Genomic DNA, 20,638 nt, shown 5'->3' with positions numbered 1-20,638 from the left:
GCGTGCGACGGAGCGACGGAGCGACACGATGACAGGCAGGCGACGCGGACTCTGGCGGATCGTGGCGTGGCTGGGCGCGTGCGGCGTGCTGGCGGCGGTCTTCCTGGCCTACGCGCAGCCCTCGCTGATGCAGCAGCTGGGCGATGCGATCTGGGCCTGTTTCTGATCTACCTGATCCGGTTCCCGAACCGGGCTTTCTCTCTGACGATCTGACGACGAATACAACCAGCGCCACGAGCGCAACGACAACGGAGACAACATGGTCGTGATCATCACCGGCGCCTCCGACGGCATCGGCGCCGAACTGGCGCGTCAATGGGCGCGGCGCGAGGGCGCCAAGCTCTCGCTGGTGCTGGCGGCGCGCAGCGTCGACAAGCTGGAGAAGGTGGCGGCGGAGTGCGAGTCGCTCGGCGCCCACACCCGCGTGCAGCGTTGCGACGTCGAGTCGCAGGAGGACTGCCAGGAACTCGTGCGCACGACGCTCGGCGCCTTCGGCGCGATCGACGTGCTGGTCAACAACGCCGGCATGTCGGCGCATGCGCTCTTCGACCAGGTCAAGGACCTCGCCTGGTACCAGCGGCTGATGCAGATCAACCTGTGGGGCTCGGCCTGGTGCACCCAGGCCGCGCTGCCGGCGCTCAAGGCCAGCAAGGGACGCATCGTGGCGGTCTCGAGCCTGGCCGGCCTGCTGGGCATCCCGGGTCGCACCGCCTACAGCGCCAGCAAGTTCGCGATGACCGGCTTCTTCGAGGCGCTGCGCACCGAGGTCGCGGCCAGTGGCGTCAGCGTGACCATCGCCTATCCGGGCGTCGTCGACACGCAGATCCGCTATCGGGGCTTCAACGCGCAGGGGCACGCCTCGGGGTTGAGCAGCCTTGACGAACGCGGCGCGATGCCGGTCCAGGAGTGCGCCAGACTGATCCTCGACGGCACGCTGGCCCGCGAGCGCGACATCGTCATGACCGCCAAGGGCAAGCTGGGCCGCTGGCTCAAGCTGCTGGCGCCTGCGATGGTGGATCGCATGGCGATGAAGGCCCTCAAGAAGGAACAACGCCCCGCATGAGCTTCTCCTCTTTCCCCAGTACCCCGTTCCCGAGCGACTGGGTGCTGCGCTGGGCGCAGGCCTGGCGCGACCGCGACGGTGTCACGGCGCTGGACCTGGCCTGCGGCTCCGGCCGCCATCTGCGCCTGCTGACGGGCGAAGGCGTGGCCGTCACCGGCGTCGACCGCGACGCCGCGGCGCTGGCGACGCTCGCCGGGCTCTCCGACCGCGTCGAGCTGATCGAGGCCGACATCGAGCAGGGACCCTGGCCGCTGACCGACCGCGTCTTCGACGTCGTGCTCGTCACCAACTATCTGTGGCGCCCGCTGCTGCCGCGCGTCATCGAGGCCGTCGCGCCCGGCGGCTGGCTGATTTACGAGACCTTTACCGATGGACAACAGACGGTCGGCCGGCCCGCGCGACCGGACTTCCTGCTGCGGCCCGGCGAGTTGCTGGCCGCCGTCGACGGCCTGCGCGTGATCGCCTACGAGGACGGTTTCATCGAGGCGGAGCCCCCCGTCACCGGGGGCGGCGCCGTCAACGGCCGGTATGTCCAGCGCGTTGCTGCCGTTCGGGAGAACCGGCCCGCCGCCGGTGCCGCGACCGCAGCCGGCCTTGACGGAGGCGGCGGCAGGGGTGGCGACAGCGATGTGCCGCCTGGGGTCTACCCGAGATACCGGCTGCGCTGAGCGCGCAGGCCCGGAAGCGCCCCGGCGCTTCAGTAGAATCCGCCGATCCAGAGGAATCCTCAATGAACGCAATTGTTGGCAGCATCGTCGCGCTGGTCACGCCGATGCATGAAGATGGCCGCATCGACTTCGATGGGCTGCGCAGCCTGATCGACTGGCACATCGACCAGGGCACGGACGTCATCGGCGTCGTCGGCACGACCGGCGAGTCCCCGACGGTCACGATGGAAGAGAACCGCGAAGTCATCCGCGTCGCGGTCGAGCACGTCAAGGGCCGCAAGCCGGTCCTCGCCGGCACGGGCGCCAACGCCACGGCCGAGGCCATCGAGCTGAGCCGCTTCGCCAAGCAGGTCGGTGCCGACGCCACGCTGTCGGTCGTCCCCTACTACAACAAGCCCTCGCAGGAAGGCATCTACCAGCACTTCAAGGCGATCGCCGAGGCGGTCGACATTCCGATGATGCTGTACAACGTGCCCGGCCGCACGGTGGCGGACATGTCGGTGGAGACCACGCTGCGCTGCGCCTCGCTGCCCGGCGTGTTCGGCATCAAGGACGCGACCGGCAACGTCGAGCGCGCCGCCTGGCTGATCAAGCACGCCCCGCAAGGTTTCAGCATCTACTCGGGCGACGACGCGACCGCCATCGCGATGATGCTCATGGGCGGCCGCGGCTCCGTCAGCGTCACCGCCAACATCGCGCCCAAGGCGATGCACGAGATGTGCATGGCCGCGATCGAAGGTCGCGTGCGCGAGGCCACCGCGCTGCACTTCCAGCTGCTGCCGCTGCACAAGCAGCTGTTCTGCGAACCCAGTCCCGCCCCGAGCAAGTGGGCCCTGAACAAGCTGGGCCGCTGCCCCAACAACCTGCGCCTGCCGCTGACGCCGCTGACCGCCGCCGGCCAGGATCTGGTCGAAGGCGCCATGCGCGAAGCCGGCCTGCTCTAATCACCCCCGGCCGGCGCGCGCCGGCCGCACCCTTTTCCTTCAGCGGCCGCGGGCCGCAGCGACCTACCTCGGAGATCTCCAGCGTGACTCGTTCCCTTTCTGAATCCGGCGCGCCCACTCCGGTGCGCGTGGCCTGCCTGATGGCGCTGGCCTCGCTGACGGCGTGCAGCACGTTCGAGAGCATCACCAGCAGCGACAAGGTCGACTACCGCACCCAGGCCAAGCAGACCACCGGCCTGGACGTGCCGCCGGACCTGACGCAGCTGCCCAAGGAAAACCGTCCCACCGGCCCGATCAGCGCCGCGCAACTGGCCGCACAGCCGAACGCCCAGCGCCAGGCCGTCGCCACCGCCGGAGCGCCCGTCGCGCTCGACAAGGCCGGGACGATCGAATTCCACCGCCTGGGCAACGCCCGCTGGCTGCACAGCACGCTGCCGCCGGAGCAGCTCTGGCCGCAGGTCAAGGGCTTCTGGCAGGACCGCGGCTTCACGATCGAGTCCGAGGACCAGAACGTCGGCCTGATGGAAACCAACTGGGCCGAGAACAAGGCCAAGCTGCCGCAGGACTTCATCCGCAAGACGCTGGGCTCGCTGCTGGATTCGCTGTACTCCACCGGCGAACGCGACAAGTACCGCACCCGCCTGGAGCGCAACGAGCAGGGCGGCACCGACATCTACGTCACGCACCGCGGCCTGGTCGAGGTCTACACGAACTCGCAACGCGACGACACCGGCTGGCAGCCGCGCCCCTCCGATCCAGAGCTGGAAGCCGAGATGACCTCGCGCCTGATGCTCAAGCTCGGCGGCAAGGAAGAGGACGCCAAGACGCTCGTCGCCAACGCGCAGCAGCCGGCGCCCTCCTTCGCCGAAGCGCCGCGCGGCAACGCGCCGCGCTCGCTGGCGGACGTGCCGGATCAGCTCAAGATCAACGAGGACTTCGACCGCGCCTGGCGCCGGGTCGGCCAGTCGCTGGACCGCCACGGCTTCACCATCGAGGACCGGGACCGCAAGCAGGGCCTGTTCTTCCTGCGCTACGCCGATCCGAACCAGGCCGGCAAGGAAGAGCCCAACTTCTTCCAGCGTCTGTTCGGCGCGACCAGCGCGTCCACCGCGGTGCGTTATCGCGTGTCGGTCAAGACCGAGGGCACGACCTCGACCGTCATGATCCTGGACGACAAGGGTCAGCAGCAGACCAACGAAATGGCCAAGCGCATCCTGCAACTGCTGATGGAAGACGTGCGCTGATCTCCCTGGATGGCGGACCACCGTACGCCATCAGTTTGCGCAAAACAAAAACGCCACCTTCGGGTGGCGTTTTCATTGGCGAGCCATTCGTCGGGAGCGACCGGCCACATTCGGTTGGGCGAGGCTAGGTAAACTCCACTCTAATACCAGCGCGGGGCGCTCAGCGCGCGGATTCCCGAAGCGGGGAAGAGGCAAAGGCGATGGGCCAGGGACAGGCAAAGGACAGGCAAAGAAAAAGCCGCAAGGGCGAACCCTTGCGGCTTTCTCAGGACGAGAGATCGTCTTAGTTGCTGGCGGCCGAAGCGGGCGCAGCAGCGTCGGAAGCGGCAGCCGAAGCTTCCACAGCCGGGGCCGAGGCCTCAACAGCGGGAGCCGAAGCTTCCGGAGCCGGGGTGGCCACGGGAGCAACGACTTCTTCCTTCTTGCCGCAAGCGGTCAGGGCAACAACGGCCAGCAGGGAGGCCAACAGGATCGACTTTTTCATACTTGTCCTCAAGTAACTTTTAGACGAACAATCAATTACCGGTAATTAATGAAGTCGTACCAGATGACAAGTACGAACTTCAGCAGACCAAGACGTGAGAAACCTCGAGCGCTTCCCCCGCCTAGCCAGCAATTATAGCCACCAGTTTGTAATCTCCTTACAAGCCTAGGGTGCTGCTGGCGAACGAGTCGGCAGACCGTTGCTCAATAGCGTCAAACCACTCGCGGGCCATGGCTTCTTCGCGGGCGTCTTGTACCGAAAGAGAGGCCCGCGCCGGCGTCCACAGCTTCATCGTCAGCAATCCGGGTGCCAGCAGCAGGCCCATGGGAGCGGGGGTGCTGCGCTCCGCGAGGTCGGCGGGATCGAAGGCGCGCGCCAGCACCACATGGTCATGCGCCTGGCGCCACTGGACGAAACGAGGATGGACGCGCCGCAGCGTCTCGTAGTCATGGGCTGCCAGCAGGCGCAATTTGCGGTGGGGCAGCGCCCATCGATGCAGGGCATCCAGCAGCGCCGGATCGGACAGCGGCCAGTGGGCGAAGTCCGGGTCCAGCCAGCACAGCTCGCGACCGCCCTGCTCCGCAGCCCGCTGCAGCGCTTGCTGCAGCATTTGCCGGACCTCCGCGGCGGTTTCGACGAGTCCGGGCGTCAAAGCTTCTGGCATCGTGGGTTCCGGCGACATGTCGAACTCCTCATGACGTTGGCGTGGGATGGAGGCGGGACCGGTCAGGCGGGGTTCACCCACCCGTCCTCGGTCCACTGATCCAGCAAATCGCGTGCACCGTCGCTCAGTTTCGCGACCTCGGCAGGAGACAGCGCTCGGCTGTCCGCCATCCGGCGCATCAGCGTCGCATCGCGTCCGCCGGCCCGGAAGGATTGTCCATTGATGAAGACATGGGCCGCGTCGTACATCATGCGGGTGCGGGCGCTCAGCCGCGCCCCCTGCCCCGGCGGCAAGGCGGCGCCGGGTTCGAAGAAGACGCGGGGCTTGGGCTCGGTCAGCGCCTCGCCCAGCGCGCGCTCCAGCGCCAGCGGCTGCGAGGCCGCTCTCAGCACCGCTTCGCGCGCAAACGCCGTCAGCGCCTCGGGAATGCGTCCCGGCTCGCCGGTCGCCGGCTGACGGGGGTCGACATACATCCGGTCGCCGCGCGGCGCTTCCTCGTCGTCGGTCAGGCGGACCAGCAGTTCATTGGCCAACTCGCTGCGCCAGGGCGAACGGAAACCCACCGAGGCGGTCATGCAATCGCCGCCGACGGCCACGCCGTCGTGCGCCCATCCCGGCGGCAGGTACAGCATGTCGCCGGGCTCGAGCACGAAGTCCTGCTCCGGCTCGAAGTCCGCCAGCACCTTCAGCGGGACGTCGTCGCGCAGCTCGCCGGTGGTCGACACGCCCAATCGGCCGATGCGCCAGTGGCGACGGCCGCTGACCTGGATCAGGAAGACGTCGTAGGAATCGAAATGCGGACCGACGCCGCCGCCCTCGCTGGCATACGACAGCATCAGGTCGTCGAGCCGGGCCTCGGGAACGAACCGGAAGCGGCTCAGCAGCGCCGCGGCCGGCTCAACGTGCAGATCCAGCCCCTGCACCAGCAGTGTCCATTGCGGTTTGCTCCAGGCGGGCAACTTGGCGATCGGGCCCTGGCGCATCGTCCAGCGGTCGCCGTCCTGCTGCGACACGAGTCGGGATTCCACCTCGTCGCTGGCCGCCAGCCGGGCCAGGCCGGCGCGATCGATCGGCGGCACCACGCCGGGCAAGGCCTGGCGCACGAGCAGCGGCTGCTTCTGCCAATGGCGCTTCATGAACTGCGCGGGGCTCAGGCCGCCGAGCAGCGGCAGCTTCGCGTCGATGTCGATGCCGGAGGCGCCGGAAGCGGCCGGGGCACGCTTGGACAGGATCGGGGATGTCTGGGGGGACTTGGACTTGGAGGTCATGGGCGCGCATTGTCTGAGAGAATTGCGCGATGCAAATCACTGCCCCCTGCGTCGTCTCCCTGACTTGGAGACTCGAGGACGCCCAAGGCCAATCCGTCGAGGTGCTGGACCCGCCGATGGAGTTCTTTTACGGCGGTCAAGACCTGTTCACGAAGGTCGAGGAAGCGCTCGCCGACAAGCTTGCCGGCGACGAGGTCAGCGTGGCGCTCGAGCCCGAGGACGCGTTCGGCGACTACGACAGCGCCCTGGTGTGCTTCGAGCCGCGCGAGGTGTTCCCCGAGAACGTCGATGTCGGCATGCAGTTCGAAGGACTGCCCGAAGGCGCGTCGACGCCCGACATGCCGGCCGACCGCATCTACACCGTGACCGAGGTTTATCCGGAACACGTGGTGCTGGACGGCAACCACCCGCTGGCCGGTGTCGGCCTGCGCATCCACGTGACGGTGCACGATGTGCGCGAGGCCACGGAGGAAGAGCTGGAAGCCGGCTCGCTGGGCGATTCGGGTTTCACCGTCGCCACCGGCCTCACCGCCGGCCCGGGGCCGGATGAGCCGATCCACTGAGCCCCGCCGAAGTCCGAATCCATGGAAGCCCCGCGATGCGGGGCTTTTTGCTGCCTAGGTGTGAAGCTTCAATAGGTTGTATCGGGTGTTCACCCGGGCTGAATTTGAGAGACTGGAAATCGCCAAACCCCCAGTCACTCAGGAGAGCAGCCGGACGAACACCGACAAGCATGCCCGACTCACCTTCGCGCGTCGACTCCAAATGGTCCAGCAGCTCACCTTCGAAGGGTTCTCCTTCGCTCAAGCCGCAGCCGAGCATGGCGTGACCCCGGCGACGGCCCGCAAGTGGCTAGCCCGCTATCTCGCGGGCGGCGAGTCCGCGCTGGAAGACGCGTCCTCGAGGCCCGTTAAGTCACCGCGTTCGATCTCTCCGGCCAAGGCGTCATTGATCGTAGAACTGCGGCGTCGGCACCTGCTGCAAGCGCGCATCACGCGCTCGGTGGGCGTCTCCGAGTCGACCGTCAGCCGAGTGCTGGCACGCGCTGGACTCTCCAAGCTCAGCGACCTCAAGCCGGTCGAGCCGGTGCAGCGCTACGAGCACGAAGCGCCGGGAGATTTGCTGCACATCGACACCAAAAAGCTCGGGTGCATCGTTCGACCCAGCCATCGCGTCACTGGCGACCGCCGAGACGGCGCGGACGGCGCTGGATGGGAGACCTTGTTCGTTGCCGTCGACGACCACGCGCGCATCGCCTTCACGGAAATGCAGCCCGACGAGAAGACGCCTCGGGCCGTGCGGTTCCTTCGCGATGCCGCGGCGTACTGCGCGTCGTTGGGCGTGCGGCTCAAGCGGCTTCTGACCGACAACGGCGCGGCCTTCAGATCGCGCGACTTCGCGGCCGCCTGCAAGGATCTGGGCATCCAGCATCGCTTCACACGGGCCTATCGACCGCAGACCAAGGGCAAGGCGGAGCGCTTCATCCAGTCTGCGCTGAGAGAGTGGGCCTACGGCTGGACGTACCAGAACTCCAGTCATCGCACCGCCGCCTTGGCCAGCTGGATGCACCACTACAACTGGCATCGCCCGCACAGCGGCATCGGCGACGTCGCACCAATGACCAGGCTCAATGCTTCAGGACATAACGTCTTGACGCTTCACAGCTAGGCCTCGTGCCTCAAGCGCCCGTGAAAGCTCATGCAGTACGGACGTCGCGAAGGTTCTTGCCACGGAACATCCCGACACGATGATGCGCCGAAATTGCCATCGAAAATCTGCTCAGGCCCTCGCTCCTCACGACTGCGTCAGACCAGACGACTGGCCGTCCCGCAAGTTGCCGCTTTCGTCAAAGAGACCGTCGAGTCGATTGAACTCCGCAGTGACATAGGTGGCCAGATCACGCCACTCGGCAACGACACCCCCACCGTGCTCCAGCGCCACCACTCGCGTGTCACTCTCCAGACAGGCGACAAGAACGCCGTCCCATCGGTACCCTCCGAAGATGAGCGCTTTCTTGCCAAAGAGCGTCCGCGCAGGCGTGTTGCCGGAGATCAGCTCAAGAGGCTGCGTGGTCTTGCGTGGATCCTCCGTACGAACACCAAAAAAGTTAAGGTGCCCGGAGAAAAAACGTCCGCCGTTGAGCGACCGCAGCAAATCAAGATAGCCGTTCGGAAAGTTCCAGTACCCGCGATCGTCAAAGTCGGTTGTCGCTTGCTCCGGCAAATCATCCGGCCTCCACGCGCTGGCACCGAGGTCCGACCAGCATTCATCCAGAAGCGACGTTGGCAGCGGCTGATAGAGAACTGAAAACCATTTGTCCTCGCCAGGAAACTGCGGCGTGCGTTCTCCGAGCATCAAGGCGTTGTCGCCCGCCACGCGGCGCATGCCCTTGCGTCGCGCCAACACGTCAAAAATCACCTGACACGCGCCGGATTGATCGCGTGTCACGTCAAACAGGTCATGGTCCATGCGACGGATTCCTAAAGTTGCCCTGATGCCCGATCACCCGATGATCATGCGCGTTGTAGAACCTGATGAACTCCGGTCGGCCAGCGTACTCAGGATAGCGAGCAACACTGTATTGGTGGTGCCCCTGGAATCCAGTCACGCTTCCTCTCGACAAGAGTTCTCTCGCTTGGCTGAATGTCCAGTTGTAGGTCGAAGTGCCGTCTCGCACGGCTTGTGCTTCGATCCGCCAAGCCTGCGCCACCGCACGGCTGGCGGCTGCGGGAAGCAACTGGTCGATTCGAGCCGTCAACGAGTTGTAATAGGCTTCAGACGGGGGTTGGCCTCTCGACGAAATGGTGGAGAAGTTCGGCTCAAGTTCCCTCAGTACATGTTCCGCTCGGGTGATTCTCACCTGCAAGATCTCGCCCTGAATGCTGATCCGCCACTGGTTGGCGGCTCGTCTCGATCCATGGTTGAACAGAAATGCGAATCCAGCCTGAGCTGCACCATTCGCAAACTTCCCTCCACCAACCACGGAAGCAGTCCCACCCGCCACCATGGTCATGACGCCTTGCATGACGTCATCCAAAGGGAGGACGCTGATGCCTTCCGTCATGCCCTTGCCAACCGCTCCGCTGAGCGCGCCTGGGCCGCATTCACCGCCGCTCACGGCGCCTTGCACGCAGCCGACAAGCGTGTGTGCGAGCACTCGACCAGGGACTGAATCGACCCCCACGCCGATCGACTGGTAAACAGCGGCAAACAGCATCGATTGCGCGATGGATTCGACGGTGGCGCCAGGGGTCAATGCCGTGGCCACTCCTGCGGAGACCATCGCGTTGCCTAGCCCTCCAGCAGCGAATGTGGGGCTCGACGCACCTAGGCCGCTCTCTACCAAGCCGCCACCCTGCCCGGCTCCCGACAGCGCCGCCATCATCATGATCTGCCCGGCCATGCGCCAGTACTTGTTGCCCTCTTGCGCCAGCACGAAGCCCACGATGAACACTGGCACCTGCCACCACTCACCCGTCGGATCGCGATAGATCAGCGGGTTGTTCAGCACATAGCTGTAGCGGTTGTAGCCCTGCAGCAGCGTGGGATCCTGGACCAGCGGATCCGCGCTGAGGAAGCGTCCCAGCAACGGGTCGTACAGCCGCGCGTTCATGTGCACAAGAGCCAGCTCGTCCAGATGCTCATGCCCGGTAAAACCGCGATCGCCGTTGGCCGGGCTCTCGGTCAGTCCTACCTCCGCGCCAGTCGACGCCTGGCGCCTGCCCCACGGATCGAACAAGGTGCGCTCGAACACCTGGCCGTTCGCATCGCTCACCGCGACGATCGACCCCAGCGAATCCTTGTGCCAGTAATTCACCAGCCTCGGATCGGCCTGCACGCCGCCTGCGCCGGGGCCCTCGCCCAAGGTCTTCACGACGGTGACAACATCGCCGCCGATGCTCACGTAATGTCGATGCTCCACGCGCGGGTTCGGACCAGCGACGACGTCCTCCCGCTCGTAGCCCAGGCCGCCAGCACCGTCCGGATGCAGCTGGAACACGCGTCGCTGCAGCACCTCGGCGGCGTAGAACTCCTCCCGCAGGCGCTTGTAGTCGCCGTCGTACAGGAAGGTGACCTTGTTGCTGCCGTAGCTCATGCTCGACGGGCGGTTGAACGCGGTCCACGTGTTCGTGCGCCGCTGCACGCCGGTCACGGTCGTCAGCTGTCCGTTGCCGTCATAGGCATAGGTGCTGCCGCCGGCCGACTTGACCGCGAAGGGCTGCGGCGAACCAGCCGCCTCGTAGCGGTAGCCGCCGACATCCTCCTTGCTCAGGATGCTGCCCATCGCGTTGTAGGTCACGCCCACCGAGCGCGTCGCTGCGGCGTCGCTTGCCGAGTTCAACTGATGATTCGTCAGCCGGTTGAGCCGGTCGTACTGGAACTGATCCTGCACGCCCATGCGCGCCTCCAGGCGCGACACGATGTTGCCCGCGACGTCGTAGTCGTAGCGATGATCCAACGCGTCGCCCCAGCCGTCGTTGGTGCCGGTGCGCAGTTGGAAGGCTTTGCCCGACAAGCTGTCCATCTGATGGCTGACGAAAAGGCCGTTGCCCAGTCTCGCCTTCAGCAACTGCCCCCGTTCGTTAAACGCTTGGTCACGCGCGATCGAGTCGATTTGCCAGAACACGCGCGCGGGGTTCGCCGCGTCAGCGATGCGGACCATCGCCCCTGGCACTGCGTCCGTCGTCGCCGAGAAGCTGTAGCGCAGGGCAAAGCCGGTCGGATATGTTCGTGTCACCACACGGCCCAGAGCGTCATACCCAACACCGGTCGTGAACGTGCGGTCCCCTGTGCTCATGGTCGTCTGCGTCGGACGCGCCAGCGCGTCGTAGCCCATCCGGAACTGCGACACTTTCGGCACGGACGGGTTCGCCGGATCGCCGCCCGACGCCACTTCGCAGACGCGGTTGTGACCCGACGCGCACGCCTGCCCCGCTGCATTGCGGTCGTGATACCAGAGCGTGCTCAGGTCTGCGTTGCGCTTGGCGGTCAACCGGCCCAGCTCGTCGTAGTCCAGCGTGGTCACCTGCAGCTTGGCATCGGTCTGCTTGCGCAGCTGACCGGCCCCGTCGTGCTCGTACTTCCAGGTGCCGACGCTCGGATCCGTCATCTCCACCTTGAAGCGCGCATGGCCCGGCGAATATGCAACGCGCGTCTCATTGCCCATCGCATCGATGCTGCGCACCGTATTGCCGACAGCGTCGTAGGCCACGTTCAGCGTGGCGCCGTAGGTGTCCACCATCTGCAGGGCCAGCCCTTGCCCATCCTTCTGCACGACCGTGCGCCGTTCCTGTTGTCCGTCAGGCGAGGAGTCGGCCGGCACGACCGTGGCCAATTCTTGGCCGCGGAAGTAGGTCAGCTGACGCCGTACCATCAGCGCGCCGTTGAGCGTGCCGCGCCAGTAGTTGCGCTGATCGACCGGCCGATGCATCAGGTCGAACGCCGCCGTCCATTGCCGGTGCTCGTGCGCGTCCAGCATCGTCACCGCACCCGACGCATCTCGACCGTAAAAGTTGCTCCATCCGGCCACCGCCAGCCCCAGCTCGTCATAGGCGGTCAGCTCCATCACCCAGCGTCCGCTGAAGTGCCGGAGCTCCTTGGCCACCAGCCGATGCAGGCTGTCGTAATGCTCGCGTGCCGGAGCACCCATGGCCTCGCCGGACGGACCGTAGGTCTGCGTCTCGACGTAGTAGGCCGAAACGATCATCGGCTGGACCGTGCCGACCGGATCGCCGTCGGCATTCGTGTTCAGCCGCGACTGGTAGTCCACGGTCACCGCGGAGAGCGAGCGGATATCCAGGCAAGCCGCCAGTTCGGACGGCTGCGCCGTCTTCAACGGTCCGAGGCAATAGACGCGGCGCGTCTCCGCGTAACCATCGATCTGGTTGCCGGATCCATCGCGATCCACCGGCGCGTATTGCCGTTTCAATCGACCGAAGCCGTCGTACTCGACGCGCGTGGTCAGGTGGCGACCGGCATCGGCCTCGATCGTCTTGTCCAGCGGCTGGCCCGTGGCCGGATCGACGCGGTTGGACGCGCGGCTCATCGCGAGCGCCGGATTGGTGTCCAGCCCCGCCTTGCCCGTGCGCACCGCCGTAACGAACGCCCCCTCGACGTGGCCGTTCTGCGCCGCGTACAGGTACTGCGTCGCACGCGGCGCGAAGTTCGCGCCGGACGGGCTACAAGAACTGGTCGTCGTCAGCTTTCGGTTGCCATACGCATCGAGCTGATGCTCGGTGCGCACGCATTCGGCGGCCCCAGGCTCGACGGTTTCCTTGACCAGTTGCCCCGAAACCGGGTGGTAGTCGTAATCGACGGTACGGGTCACCGTCTGCTGCGCCTGCGCGGCGCCGGGCAGCACGGCAAACCAACCCGCAGCGATCACCGCGGCGGTGCCGATCAGGCGGGATGCGCCCATGGGCGCGCGGCTCTTCGACATCGTGAGGTCCTTGCGACTCATGTCAGTCCTCCAGCAGGATCTGGAGAATCGCCGACAGCACCGCCGGCGAGATCTGGTTGGGCGGCGGCGTCTGCCCCTTGGGCGGCATCGTCGACAACACCTCGGCGGCGTGCGGCGACGAGCCCACATTGCGCGGGTACGCCGCCAGCTGCGCCTCCGGCGTCGGCGCGGTGCTGGTCACCGTGCTGCGCGTCAGGCGCCCCAGGATCCACGCGGCGGGGTTGTCCTGGTCGTAGCGGTTGACCGTCGTCTTGCTCCACTGCAAGCCCTTGACGGTGTCCTCCGTGACCTGGTCGATGCGCGTCACATTGCCCAACGCGTCCAGTGCGGTGGTCACCGTCTGCTTGGGCAGCGCATAGGGCGCGCGGCCATCCAGATCCCATTTCTGAGTCGAGGTCTGCGCAGCGAAACGCACCCGAGGATTGACCGGGACGGTGTCCCCCAAGGTGTTCGTGGTCCGCTGCGTCAGCACGTAATCGGCGCTCAGGCGATCCGGATTCGGCTCCGCGGCAATCGTGTTCAGGATGTGACCCAGCGCCGTGCCGAGCTCGCTGCCAGGCACCTGACCCGGCTTGCTGCCGGTCATCGCGAAGCGCTGCTGCATGCGCAGCTGGCCGACCTCGCGGTAGTCCCCCTTGACCGACCCGCCGCCGTTGCCCAGCCCCTGGAAATAGATCAGATGCTCGATCGCATTGCTGCCCTCGGTCAGCATCCAGCGCTCCGAGAATCCCTGCGAGCCCAGCAGCGGGCTGTAGCGCAGGTCCTTGTAGTAGTAGCGCGCGTTGCCGGTGAGCCGTTGGTTCGTGCCCTCGCGCCAGGCGCGCGTCTCGAAGACCACCTGCTGCTTGGGCTGCAGGATCAGCGAGCCGTTCTTGCTGTTCACCGCGCTGGCCTCGCCGTAGCCGCTGCGGTAGTACACGCGGTTGGTCGTCATCGACGTGTAGCCGATGCGCGTCTCGGCGCCGACGCCGTCGCCGAAACGCGTCATCAGCGGCGACTCCGGCAGGCGCTGTTCGGGGAAGCCCGCCATCACGCCGTAGACATCGCGCGTCTGGTTCCAGCAGCCGTTCTCGTTGCAGGTCTCGGTGCCGGGGATCTCCTCGGTGCGCATCGTGATGCGACAGAACGTGGACACCCCGCTCCCGAACATGTCGCAGAAGCCGCGTCCGCCGTCGGGGATGCCGAAGTTGACCCAATGCAGCTGGACATCGGAGCTGGCGAAGATCGTCGAGTCACCCGAGGTCAATCGGCAGACCATCGAGTTGGTCGAGTTCTGCCACGGTGTCGCATGCGGATCGCCGCCGCCGACGGCGCGGCAGTAGTCCGGATTGCCGTCGCCGTTGACGTCGATCCACCAGCGCGCGAACCAGCCGGTGTCGGTCGGCTCGGTCATCGAGTCCGAGCCGGAGCCCAGCCAGCCGCTGCCCGTCGAGAGCCGGCAGGCCACGCGGCGCACGTTGGAGTTGTTGGTCGGCCGGCAGTAATCGGTCTTTCCGTCGCCGTTGATGTCGATGAACGCGGAACCGGCTTCCTCGTTGCCGGGTCCGAGGTCGGTCGAACGCGATTCGCCGCCGGTGAACGGGCCGTCCTTCGTCCCCAGCAGGCAGCGGATCGCGTTGTTGTTGACGAAGCAGTAGTCCTGGTAACCGTCGCCGTTGACGTCATGGAAGCCGCCCTTGCGCAGGGTGTCCTTGCTGACGTCGGAGAGCGCCACCTTGCCCCAGTTCGGCAGCAGCGTGAAGCCGCCGGTGCTGGCCTGGGTACATTCGATGCGGCTGTTGCTGCCGCCGCCGGTCATCAGCACGCAGTAGTCCGTGCGGCCGTCGCCGTTGAGGTCGGCGAAGATGAAATCGCCGCGCTCGGTCGGACCCATCGGATTCAGGCGGACCACATATCGCATGTGGCTGGGACCGACGGGAAAGTCGACTGTCGCGCGAAAGTCCGTCCCCAGCCGGCATTCGACGCCCAGGCGCGCACCGCCGTCGCGCTCCGAGACCTTGCACAGGTCGACCTTGCCGTCGCCGTTCTGGTCGACCCAGCGAATCGACTCCGGATCGGTCCAGCCGATCTCACCGAAGCTCACGGGCGAGGTCTCCAACGCGGTCCCGTTCGACAGATAGCAGTCCAGCCGCGTGTTGCCGACCAGGAAACACAGGTCGTCGCGGCCATCGTTGTTGATGTCGACCCAGTAGCGGCCCTCCTTCGGGCCGGGATCGACGAAACCCTCGCGGGCATAGGACTGCGCACCCTGCGCCTGCGCGCCCGGCGCGGACAGTCCCAGTGCCAGGCCCAGCACCAGCTGGAACAGGCCAAGCACCATGAACGGCGAGAGGCGTTGAAGGAATCCGGAAGCGATGACCATGGCGATGCTCGTGGACGCGGATGTGGACGTGGACGCGCGAGGGCGGATCGGAAGGACGCGGGCGTGTGGCATGGACGACCTCACGGGCACAGCAGCCGGCGGCCTGTGCGCGGATCGATGCCGCAGTCGGTGCCGCCGATCGGCGGATTCACGACCCCGCCCTCGCCGGCGACCTGCGTCGTCGCCTGCCCCCACACCAGGTCCGCGGTATGGCTGAACTGCAGCGGCGGCAGCCGGGTGCCGTCGCGACCGATCTCCTGGATGCTGGCGAGACGGCTCGTGCGCGTGGCCCGCACCGGCGTGCTGCCATTGGTGAGCGCCTCGTAGGTCAGTTCGTAGGTGCGCACCCGTGTGCCACGTTCGGCGATCGCCGGGCCAGAGAAGCCGGTGTAGGTCTGCAGCGATTTCAGCCGCTGCCCCTGCTCCTGACGCGAGCCGGCGTGATAGCTCAGCAACCGGTCGCGACGAGCCTCGTAGGTCAGAAGCACCGCCGAATTGCCGGGCGCGCCGGGCCGGTTGGTGTAGCGCACGTAGTGCAGCAAATGCGAACCCGCCCACATCGACTGCGTCGACTCGGTGCAACGGGCGCCGTCATCGAGGACCTCGCCGGCGCAGTAGACGAAGTCCACGCTGTTGCCGTTCCGATCCTCGATCCGACGCAGCATCCAGCGGACGGCAAACTGCGTCGACGCCAGACCCGATCCGATGTTGCTGCGCACGACGGCATTCGCATCGCCGCCGAAATGCATGATCAGTCCGGACTTGCTTTCGACCGTCCAGCTCTGCGGCGCGTTGCTGCCGACCGGATAGGTCCCGACGGCGCGCACGCGCGAGAAGCTGTCGCGCTCGGTGCGGTATTCGGTGCCCGCCGTGCCATAGGTGGCGTCGGTGCTGCTGCCGCTGACCAGCAGCAGGCGCTGTCCGTCCAGACAGTAACGGTCGCCCACGCCGAAGGTGACCGCGCCGCGCTCGCCGTCGTGCAGGTCCGTCTTCGGGCAACGTGTCACCGCCGAAGGTCCCGTCAGCATCCAGCCCAGGCCGACCATGCCGTTGCCCTGCTGGCTGCCGTAGGAAAGGCTCAGCTGAGGCTCCATCCCCGCGATGCCGGGCACGACCTTGATCGGCACATTGATGCTGGCGGCACCACTCGCGTTGACGGAGAACTCGTGGGGCGTCGTCATCTCGGCCCGCGCATCGGGACTGGTAGCAGCCAGCGCCAGCACGACTACCGCCGCGTGGCCGGACAAGCGCCGCATCCCGTCCGGAGACGGACTCAACAGGGTGTGGAGATTCATTCGCATCGTGTGTCTTCCGCCTCGTGCCGCGTCCGGGGCCGGACAGGCACGGGCAGACCCGATGCGGATCGACCGCGAACGGTCGATCGCACACAAGCTGCGCGCTTCCTCCCTCCCCTCGACGCGGCGTTGCTCCGCGTGTCAGGTCTTGCCGTGCGTATTCGCATCTGGCAAGACCAATGGGCGCGCAGTATACAAATTACTTAACGAATATTTAACTCAACATCAACGCCAGAAAAACCTTCGTGCGAGGACATCCGTCCGTCAAACATCGCGGGCACAAAGCCGCCGATAGAGATCGAAGACCTTCGCCTCCAGTTCGGCCGGACTGCAGCAGATGCGTGCGCCGATCAGCCGCGCGCGATAGTTGTGGATCTGCTCGCGAACCGCGTGCGACCAGCTCTGGGTGCTCGGCGTCAGGTCGAAGGTGCTGCTGCGCAGCACGTGCAGCCAGCCGATCAGCACCGGCTCCGGCACTCCCGCCAAGGTCTCGGCGAGGGTCTCCGGCGGTCGCGCCCGGCCGGCATGCAGGCGGTGGAGCATCAGCAGCCGGATCACCAGCGCCGGGTCCGAGGCCGCGGTCATCGCCAACGCCTCAGGCGGCGCGCCATGCCGCACCAGGCGGAAGAGGCGCCCCAGCACGTCCAGATCGCAGCTCGGCAGCGATCGCGGCGACTCCTCCTGCGGCGCCATCAGCAGGTCGCCCTGGAAGTAGCGCACGCCCAGCGCCTTGAGGCGCAGGTAGTCCGCGGACTCCGTCATGCGGTCGGCGATCAGCGTCGCACCGGCCTGGCGCGCCAGTTCCTGGACCGTCGCCCAGGCGCTCACCGGCGCCAGCGACACATCGAGCTTCACGAACGAGACCATCGGCAGCCAGGCGGTACGCGCATCATCCGGCGACACCACGCCCGCCAGTGCGAATCGGTAGCCTCGCGCATGCAGTTGCGCGATGCGGCGGGTCACCGACTCCTGGACGGGCATGCCCACGGGCAACTGGATCGCGCCGAGCGAGCCGCACAGGACATCCCCGATCGGACTGAGCAGGGTCGCCGCGTCCATGTCGATGAACAGGCAGCCGGGACGGCGATGCGCCAGGCCGCCGTCGAGCAGGGCCTGGCTCAGCAGCAGGCTGGTCGCATAGGCACTGGGCGGCGGCGCGCGGCGCGAGCCGGCGCTCCATCGGAAGCACAGTTCCTGTCCCATCGGTTCGACGGATCCGTCGATGATGGATTGGCGTGCGAAACGGGAACTGGCCGGTTCGGGTTGAATCAGCAGCCGGGCTACCGTAACGCCGTTGCGGGAGGGTCGGGAAGATTGCATGACCATGGAAATCGTCGGCAGACCCGGATGCCCGGGCGGGATATCAGTATTTCCAGGAACGGCCAAACGTTCGATGGCTCAGCTCAGTGGCAATGCAGCGGTTTCCGACTGGGAACAGTCGTCGACCGACTCGTTTGCTGAGTCCTGGGCCGGCAATATCGTCAACGGCAGGCTCAAGCAGGTGCGCGCGCCTTGCGGCGTGCGTTCGAAATGGAAGACCGCGCCGATGCGCTCGGCGCGGCGCCGCAGACCGTGCAGCCCGGTTCCTCCGGTCAGCGGCGACTCGTCGCCGGACATCTCCGCGCGCGCGTCGCGCTGGGCCGCCCCGGACTGGCCGTTGTCCTCGATGAGCACTTCCAGCCGCGCGCCCTGCTGCACCGTCATGCGGATCGAGAGCCGGCTCGCCTGGGCGTACTTGATGGTGTTGGCGACGGACTCCTCCACGATGCGCATCACCTGCCTGGAAAGATCAGCCAGCAGCACGATCTCGGGTCCTTCGGGAATGTCGTACTCGATCTGGAAGTCGGCCCGGGTGAGCGATTCGTCGAGGTTGCTGCAGTAGGTGAACAGGATGTCGTGGATCGTCCGCTGCTCGTGGACTTCCGTCACCGAGATGATCTCGCGCAGGTCCTTCAACGCATCCATCAGCCCGCGCTCGAGACGGTCATGGTCGATGTCGCGGTCTCGCACGCTGAACAGCGTCGTGACCAGCTTGGAGCCGATGCCGTCGTGCAGGTCGCGGTAGATCCGGTCCCGCTCGGCCTGCGCGGCGGATTCGGTCTCCATCTCGCGCTGCCGGTTATAGCTGATCAGCAGCTCCCGTTCGCGCTGCTGCAGCGTGTCCGTGAGGATGCGGTTGTTGTCGCGAACGCGCTTCACGCTCGCCTGGAACTTCGTCAGCAGGATCTGCGCGACGACGAACAGCAGCAGCGGCACGCTCAGGTGACTCAGGAAGATCGGCGTCACCAGCAGATGGGAGAGCGACCAGCCTGCATCAGGAATCGGGAAGGACACGAGCTGTCGCACCGCGTTGTGGTCGCGCAGCGCGAAGACCTGCGCCAGCACGGACTGGAACAGCAGCGACATGGCCGTGCGCGAGCGCGTCCGCGCCACGTGCAACGCCAGGCGCGAGCAGGCGTAGAGATGGAACACCAGCAGCACGGGCAGCCAGTAGGTGTCCAGCCATTCCCGCCCGCGCAGATCCAGCAGCGGATAGGTCAGCGCCGCGAAGGCACCCGCGCCGAACAGGGCCAGCATCCCGCCCCGGCCCAGGGGCTCGTCGACGAAGGCGAAGATGAACAGCGTCAGCACCACCACGACGCCGCCGATGCAGGCGTACTGGGCCCAGAGCCACAGCGGCAGCATCGCGGCCGGGACGTACGGCAACAGCACCAGCGAGAACAGCACCGACCACAGCACCGTCGTCGCCCCCGCATGCAGGAACACGGCGCCCTCCCGCCGGTTCGCCAGCCAGGCGCCCAGCATGAACATGCCCGCCAGCAGGCAGAACACGTTGGACGCATTGGCCAGCGAGGTCCCGACGAACAGGGTCAGTTCGCCGATGTAGGAGATGGTGTCGAGGTCCCCGATGTAGATCGGCGCGATGTGGATCTGCCGGTCCCAGGTCGTGAGTTCGACCGTCAGCACGTTGCCTTCCGGCCGCACGAGGCTCCGCGCCAGCGGCACCTGCAAGGGGCGGTACCACTTGTAGCGCGCGTCGGCGGTCGACTTCGGCAGGCCGGCGACCCAGACGCCGTTGAGGTAGACGTCCATGCCATCCAGGGCCTGGCTGATCAGCAGGCTGGTGCCTGGGATCCGCGACTCCTGCCGGAAAGGCGTGCCCGCCGGCGTCTCGCAGCACGGCGCCGGGCGGGCGAGATAGCGGTCCAGGTCGATCCGGAATCTCGCCCGCTTCAATCCGGCCGACTGGCTGACGTCGTGAAAGTAAGGGAGGGCGAAGCCCCCCTGGTGGGCGAGGATCAGCCCCTCCAGCCGGGGGATCTCCGGACCCGCATCGCGCGCAGCGGAATTGGCTTCGACGATCTCCAGGTCCTGGGCCCCCTCCACGCGGTAGACCCGCGTCGCCAGACTGCTGGTCGCCACGACCAGCAAGGCCAGGATGAAGAAGGTCAGCCAGAAGAACACCGTCTTCAGCGAACTCCGCCTCGGACTACTCATCGATGAGACCGTGCAGGCGCGCGGCGTTGGCCGCCATGGCCCGCGACTTCACACCGAGCTTGCGGTAGACGCTGCGCAGGTGCTGGTTGACGGTGTGATGCGAGATGCTCAGCCGGCGTCCGATCTCGACGATGGGCAGGCCATCGACCAGATGCCGCAGGACCTCCCATTCCCGCTCGCCCAGCCCGAGGTCACGGAGCACCTTCTGCCGGTCGACATGCGGCCGCACGTTGTTCTCGAGCATCGTGATCCGCTCGACGACCAGCTGCGCGACCGCCGGGCTCAGCGGGGCCTGCCCGTTGTGCGCGCTGACGAGCTTGTCCACCATCGACGGCTGGATCTCCTCCTTGAGCAGGTAGCCGCTGGCCCCCGCCCGCAGGCTGCGCATCACATGCTTGCTGTCGCCGAAGGTGCTGACGACGACGCTGCGCGACTCCGGGCATTTGTCCTGGATCAGCCGGATCAGTTCGACACCGTCCACGTCCGGCAATCCCAGGTCGACGATGTACAGGTCCGCGCGGTTGGCGAGGATCGCCGCCACGGCCTCTCCGCGATTCTTGGCGATGCCCACCACCTCGCAAAAGCTACTGTTCGAAATCACGTCCACCAACCTCTTCATGACGGTGGGGTCGTCCTCGATGATCACGACGGCGATACTCATTCATTGGCTCCTTCTCACTCGTTATCC

At 66.5% G+C, this 20,638-nt stretch carries 17 protein-coding genes; 7 read left to right on the top strand and 10 right to left on the bottom strand.

The features are described from left to right. Nucleotides 1-28: 28 nt before the first annotated feature. The 5 genes from AC1VNM_RS04775 to bamC all read left to right on the top strand — a co-directional run bounded on the left by AC1VNM_RS04775 (nucleotide 29) and on the right by bamC (nucleotide 3,919). Entirely contained in the window at nucleotides 29-166 is a 138-nt protein-coding gene (locus tag AC1VNM_RS04775; RefSeq protein ID WP_377155534.1) for a hypothetical protein, read from the top strand. A 93-nt stretch (nucleotides 167-259) separates the two neighbouring features. Continuing rightward, nucleotides 260-1,063 (top strand): SDR family oxidoreductase, encoded by an 804-nt coding sequence (locus tag AC1VNM_RS04770; protein ID WP_377155535.1) that lies wholly within the window; start codon nucleotides 260-262, stop codon nucleotides 1,061-1,063. Then, nucleotides 1,060-1,731: a class I SAM-dependent methyltransferase gene (locus tag AC1VNM_RS04765; protein WP_483106057.1), complete on the top strand. Its 672-nt coding sequence runs from the start codon at nucleotides 1,060-1,062 to the stop codon at nucleotides 1,729-1,731. Before AC1VNM_RS04770 ends, AC1VNM_RS04765 begins: the two co-directional genes overlap by 4 nt. Before the next feature lie 62 nt (nucleotides 1,732-1,793). After that, the gene (dapA, locus tag AC1VNM_RS04760; RefSeq protein ID WP_483106056.1) at nucleotides 1,794-2,675 is read left to right on the top strand and encodes a 4-hydroxy-tetrahydrodipicolinate synthase; all 882 of its coding nucleotides are present in this window, start codon (nucleotides 1,794-1,796) and stop codon (nucleotides 2,673-2,675) included. An 83-nt stretch (nucleotides 2,676-2,758) separates the two neighbouring features. After that, nucleotides 2,759-3,919: an outer membrane protein assembly factor BamC gene (gene bamC, locus AC1VNM_RS04755; RefSeq protein ID WP_377155537.1), complete on the top strand. Its 1,161-nt coding sequence runs from the start codon at nucleotides 2,759-2,761 to the stop codon at nucleotides 3,917-3,919. 283 nt (nucleotides 3,920-4,202) lie between these two features. On the opposite strand, the gene AC1VNM_RS04750 is transcribed toward bamC, so the two are convergent. From AC1VNM_RS04750 to AC1VNM_RS04740, 3 genes are all read right to left on the bottom strand, one after another. Then, nucleotides 4,203-4,403 (bottom strand): hypothetical protein, encoded by a 201-nt coding sequence (locus AC1VNM_RS04750; protein ID WP_082938518.1) that lies wholly within the window; start codon nucleotides 4,401-4,403, stop codon nucleotides 4,203-4,205. A gap of 157 nt (nucleotides 4,404-4,560) precedes the next feature. Then, nucleotides 4,561-5,085, bottom strand: a complete 525-nt coding sequence (locus AC1VNM_RS04745) for a hypothetical protein (RefSeq protein ID WP_483106055.1) — start codon at nucleotides 5,083-5,085, stop codon at nucleotides 4,561-4,563. 44 nt (nucleotides 5,086-5,129) lie between these two features. Beyond that, nucleotides 5,130-6,257: a cupin domain-containing protein gene (locus AC1VNM_RS04740; RefSeq protein WP_483109241.1), complete on the bottom strand. Its 1,128-nt coding sequence runs from the start codon at nucleotides 6,255-6,257 to the stop codon at nucleotides 5,130-5,132. Between the two features lie 107 nt (nucleotides 6,258-6,364). Between AC1VNM_RS04740 and AC1VNM_RS04735 the strand changes: the two genes are divergently transcribed. After that, nucleotides 6,365-6,898, top strand: coding sequence for an FKBP-type peptidyl-prolyl cis-trans isomerase (locus AC1VNM_RS04735; RefSeq protein ID WP_483106054.1), 534 nt, complete (start codon nucleotides 6,365-6,367; stop codon nucleotides 6,896-6,898). A gap of 118 nt (nucleotides 6,899-7,016) precedes the next feature. After that, nucleotides 7,017-8,003 (top strand): IS481 family transposase, encoded by a 987-nt coding sequence (locus tag AC1VNM_RS04730; protein ID WP_483109240.1) that lies wholly within the window; start codon nucleotides 7,017-7,019, stop codon nucleotides 8,001-8,003. 126 nt (nucleotides 8,004-8,129) lie between these two features. On the opposite strand, the gene AC1VNM_RS04725 is transcribed toward AC1VNM_RS04730, so the two are convergent. The 7 genes from AC1VNM_RS04725 to AC1VNM_RS04695 all read right to left on the bottom strand — a co-directional run bounded on the left by AC1VNM_RS04725 (nucleotide 8,130) and on the right by AC1VNM_RS04695 (nucleotide 20,611). After that, on the bottom strand, nucleotides 8,130-8,804 hold the full coding sequence (locus AC1VNM_RS04725; RefSeq protein WP_483106053.1) for a hypothetical protein: 675 nt from the start codon (nucleotides 8,802-8,804) through the stop codon (nucleotides 8,130-8,132). Then, nucleotides 8,794-12,795, bottom strand: a complete 4,002-nt coding sequence (locus tag AC1VNM_RS04720) for an RHS repeat-associated core domain-containing protein (protein WP_483106052.1) — start codon at nucleotides 12,793-12,795, stop codon at nucleotides 8,794-8,796. Before AC1VNM_RS04720 ends, AC1VNM_RS04725 begins: the two co-directional genes overlap by 11 nt. A 1-nt stretch (nucleotide 12,796) precedes the next feature. Beyond that, entirely contained in the window at nucleotides 12,797-15,157 is a 2,361-nt protein-coding gene (locus AC1VNM_RS04715; protein ID WP_483106051.1) for an FG-GAP repeat domain-containing protein, read from the bottom strand. Nucleotides 15,158-15,237: 80 nt separating this feature from the next. After that, the gene (locus AC1VNM_RS04710; RefSeq protein ID WP_483106050.1) at nucleotides 15,238-16,452 is read right to left on the bottom strand and encodes a SpvB/TcaC N-terminal domain-containing protein; all 1,215 of its coding nucleotides are present in this window, start codon (nucleotides 16,450-16,452) and stop codon (nucleotides 15,238-15,240) included. A gap of 264 nt (nucleotides 16,453-16,716) precedes the next feature. After that, nucleotides 16,717-17,655, bottom strand: a complete 939-nt coding sequence (locus AC1VNM_RS04705) for a YuxH family protein (RefSeq protein ID WP_483106049.1) — start codon at nucleotides 17,653-17,655, stop codon at nucleotides 16,717-16,719. Nucleotides 17,656-17,850: 195 nt separating this feature from the next. Beyond that, nucleotides 17,851-19,950, bottom strand: coding sequence for a sensor histidine kinase (locus tag AC1VNM_RS04700; protein ID WP_483106048.1), 2,100 nt, complete (start codon nucleotides 19,948-19,950; stop codon nucleotides 17,851-17,853). After that, nucleotides 19,943-20,611: a response regulator gene (locus AC1VNM_RS04695; RefSeq protein ID WP_067273685.1), complete on the bottom strand. Its 669-nt coding sequence runs from the start codon at nucleotides 20,609-20,611 to the stop codon at nucleotides 19,943-19,945. The genes AC1VNM_RS04700 and AC1VNM_RS04695 overlap by 8 nt, the downstream gene beginning before the upstream one ends. Between the last annotated feature and the right edge of the window lie 27 nt (nucleotides 20,612-20,638).

The organism is Mitsuaria sp. MSU3D (genome assembly GCF_056867975.1).
Note: the sequence above shows the minus strand (reverse complement) of the source record. Positions and strands in the feature narration are given on the sequence as shown.

What these genes read in the sequence shown, in the direction of transcription:
- AC1VNM_RS04750 (WP_082938518.1), bottom strand. Translation starts at nt 4,403, where the DNA reads ATGAAAAAGTCGATCCTGTTGGCCTCCCTGCTGGCCGTTGTTGCCCTG.
- AC1VNM_RS04735 (WP_483106054.1), top strand. Translation starts at nt 6,365, where the DNA reads ATGCAAATCACTGCCCCCTGCGTCGTCTCCCTGACTTGGAGACTCGAG.
- AC1VNM_RS04725 (WP_483106053.1), bottom strand. Translation starts at nt 8,804, where the DNA reads ATGGACCATGACCTGTTTGACGTGACACGCGATCAATCCGGCGCGTGT.
- AC1VNM_RS04745 (WP_483106055.1), bottom strand. Translation starts at nt 5,085, where the DNA reads ATGTCGCCGGAACCCACGATGCCAGAAGCTTTGACGCCCGGACTCGTC.
- AC1VNM_RS04775 (WP_377155534.1), top strand. Translation starts at nt 29, where the DNA reads ATGACAGGCAGGCGACGCGGACTCTGGCGGATCGTGGCGTGGCTGGGC.
- AC1VNM_RS04710 (WP_483106050.1), bottom strand. Translation starts at nt 16,452, where the DNA reads ATGAATCTCCACACCCTGTTGAGTCCGTCTCCGGACGGGATGCGGCGC.
- AC1VNM_RS04765 (WP_483106057.1), top strand. Translation starts at nt 1,060, where the DNA reads ATGAGCTTCTCCTCTTTCCCCAGTACCCCGTTCCCGAGCGACTGGGTG.
- AC1VNM_RS04705 (WP_483106049.1), bottom strand. Translation starts at nt 17,655, where the DNA reads ATGGGACAGGAACTGTGCTTCCGATGGAGCGCCGGCTCGCGCCGCGCG.
- dapA (WP_483106056.1), top strand. Translation starts at nt 1,794, where the DNA reads ATGAACGCAATTGTTGGCAGCATCGTCGCGCTGGTCACGCCGATGCAT.
- AC1VNM_RS04720 (WP_483106052.1), bottom strand. Translation starts at nt 12,795, where the DNA reads ATGAGTCGCAAGGACCTCACGATGTCGAAGAGCCGCGCGCCCATGGGC.
- AC1VNM_RS04770 (WP_377155535.1), top strand. Translation starts at nt 260, where the DNA reads ATGGTCGTGATCATCACCGGCGCCTCCGACGGCATCGGCGCCGAACTG.
- AC1VNM_RS04695 (WP_067273685.1), bottom strand. Translation starts at nt 20,611, where the DNA reads ATGAGTATCGCCGTCGTGATCATCGAGGACGACCCCACCGTCATGAAG.
- AC1VNM_RS04715 (WP_483106051.1), bottom strand. Translation starts at nt 15,157, where the DNA reads ATGGTCATCGCTTCCGGATTCCTTCAACGCCTCTCGCCGTTCATGGTG.
- AC1VNM_RS04700 (WP_483106048.1), bottom strand. Translation starts at nt 19,950, where the DNA reads ATGAGTAGTCCGAGGCGGAGTTCGCTGAAGACGGTGTTCTTCTGGCTG.